The organism is Blautia sp. MSK18_10, assembly GCF_020553185.1.
Lineage (GTDB): Bacteria > Bacillota > Clostridia > Lachnospirales > Lachnospiraceae > Blautia_A > Blautia_A wexlerae.
The window spans coordinates 1-1,236 of record NZ_JAJCGT010000110.1 but is presented as its reverse complement, the minus strand read 5'-3'; the positions used below and the strand labels follow the sequence as shown (position 1 = coordinate 1,236).

At 37.7% G+C, this 1,236-nt stretch carries 3 protein-coding genes; all 3 read right to left on the bottom strand.

Going from position 1 to position 1,236, the window contains the following annotated elements; genetic code table 11:
* Positions 1-271: 271 nt before the first annotated feature.
* The gene (locus LI074_RS17030) at positions 272-574 is read right to left on the bottom strand and encodes a helix-turn-helix domain-containing protein (RefSeq protein ID WP_201927503.1); all 303 of its coding nucleotides are present in this window, start codon (positions 572-574) and stop codon (positions 272-274) included.
* A complete protein-coding gene (locus LI074_RS17025) occupies positions 561-911 on the bottom strand; it encodes a type II toxin-antitoxin system RelE/ParE family toxin (protein WP_173698456.1) in 351 nt (116 codons plus the stop codon). Before LI074_RS17025 ends, LI074_RS17030 begins: the two co-directional genes overlap by 14 nt.
* 142 nt (positions 912-1,053) lie before the next feature.
* Positions 1,054-1,188: a hypothetical protein gene (locus LI074_RS17020; protein ID WP_255601799.1), complete on the bottom strand. Its 135-nt coding sequence runs from the start codon at positions 1,186-1,188 to the stop codon at positions 1,054-1,056.
* Positions 1,189-1,236: the final 48 nt, after the last annotated feature.

Sequence of the window (1,236 nt, the reverse complement as noted above, 5' to 3'; positions counted from 1 at the left end):
TTTTCCCTGGCTTCCTTTTCTGTCAGGTATTCTTTCATGTTCTCCTGCATTTGCTCGTCTCCCTATCCCATCTCTGATAACTCATTTATGAAATTTTATCACTCATGATAGGTTTTTGCAAGATATTTTATGTTTCTTTTATATAACTTTTAATCCCGGTTTATTTTCTTTATCGATATTTCATGGGATCTGGCCCAAAATACATGACCCCGCGCGTACCCGAGAAAAACCGCAGGTGAAAATTCCTGCGGTTCCTATTTTCTCATACTCTTTACATTTTATTTTTTGTTGGCATCGGAACAAATTCCAACTTTAATTGCATCCCTAATCCCTGTGCAAGTTTTTTCACCATACTCAGGCTGGGATTTCTTGTTCCGTTCTCAATCCGGCTTATATCTGCCTGCGTAATTCCGGTTTTAGCTGATAAATCTTTCTGTGTCATATTCTGCTGCACTCTTGCGTCAATCATCGCCTGAATAATATCATATTCCGGTTGCAGTGCATCATATTCTGCCTTGACTTTCGGATTCTGCAACGCTCTTTTTTTATAATCCTTATAGCTACTCATCGCCATACCTCCGTTCATAATCTGCTTTATACTTCTTTGCCAGTTCTTTTTCTGCCTTTGGTGTCTTCTGCGATTTTTTTATAAATCCATTGGTCAGCACTGCCTTCTTGCCTACAATAAAGAAATACAGTACTCTTGTAATATCTGATCCCTGCTTGGTACGAAGCTCAAATATTCCATTCTCCAATGGTTTTGAATATGGCTCACGAAGCAATGGACCGTTCATTTCCAGCAAGTCAATTATCCGCAATGTTTTTGCCAGCAACTTAGGCTCCAGAGAATCCAATAATTCCTGCACAGGGCATCTTCCATCTTCTGTATCATATAAAATGATCTCGTACATTAGTATGCTCCTTCCTCTTTATAATTATAATATGTCGTATTCGACATATTGTCAAGATGATTCCAAACACTTTTTCATATAATCATAAACTTCCCGATTTCTATATAGCCTATTTCAAGCAGCAGATGGACATGGTTTGTCATCAGACAATACGCATTGGTTTTCTTCTCACTCCTCTGTGCATGATGTGGTAAATTGCTCCCGGATACCAGTCCCTTAATTTTCTTGCGATCTTTCTCCCTCCATTTCGCTTTTCTATTTTTAATAATACTATCATTTATGATTATCCTGAAATAAAAATCTGTCAGTCATCACAGATTTTTAT

Coding starts and splice junctions, on each gene's coding strand:
- LI074_RS17020 (WP_255601799.1), bottom strand. CDS start 1,188: ATGATAGTATTATTAAAAATAGAAAAGCGAAATGGAGGGAGAAAGATC.
- LI074_RS17025 (WP_173698456.1), bottom strand. CDS start 911: ATGTACGAGATCATTTTATATGATACAGAAGATGGAAGATGCCCTGTG.
- LI074_RS17030 (WP_201927503.1), bottom strand. CDS start 574: ATGGCGATGAGTAGCTATAAGGATTATAAAAAAAGAGCGTTGCAGAAT.